The organism is Streptomyces sp. MMG1533, assembly GCF_001279775.1.
Lineage (GTDB): Bacteria > Actinomycetota > Actinomycetes > Streptomycetales > Streptomycetaceae > Streptomyces.
In genome coordinates this window covers 1-509 of sequence record NZ_LGDG01000124.1, presented here as the reverse complement: position 1 = coordinate 509, position 509 = coordinate 1, and the positions used below count along the sequence as shown (strand labels likewise).

General features: G+C 68.8%; 1 protein-coding gene. It reads right to left on the bottom strand.

Annotated features, from left to right (window positions below; translation table 11 throughout):
- Positions 1 to 509, bottom strand: a 509-nt coding sequence (locus ADK57_RS15365; RefSeq protein WP_159050063.1) for an ATP-binding cassette domain-containing protein, incomplete at both ends; no start/stop codon positions are given.

Genomic DNA, 509 nt, shown 5'->3' with positions numbered 1-509 from the left:
CCGGTGGCCGCCACGGGTGCGGTGAGGTCCCCCTCTTCCGGGAGCTTCTCGACGTCGACGCCGCGGACCTGGGCCAACTCGTGTTTGAGTGCGGCGAGTTCCGTGCCGCCCGCCATGTGGTTGGTGAGTTCTTCGAGGCTGACCTGGTCGCGGGAGGCGGAGAGTTCCATGGTGCCCAGGCGCAGGACGCTGAAGTGGTCGCCGACCATGTAGGCGTGGTGGGGGTTGTGGGTGATGAAGATGACGCCGAGGCCGCGGTCGCGGGCGGCGGCGATGTATTTGAGGACCACGCCGGACTGTTTGACGCCGAGGGCGGCGGTGGGCTCGTCCAGGATCAGCACGCGGGCGCCGAAGTAGACGGCGCGGGCGATGGCGACGCACTGGCGCTGGCCGCCCGACAGCGTCCCGATGGGCTGTTCGAGGTCGTCGAGGATGATGCCCATGTTGCGCAGTTCCTCGTCCGCGGTCTTCTTCATCGTCTCGATGTCGAGGCGGCGGACGGGCCAGGG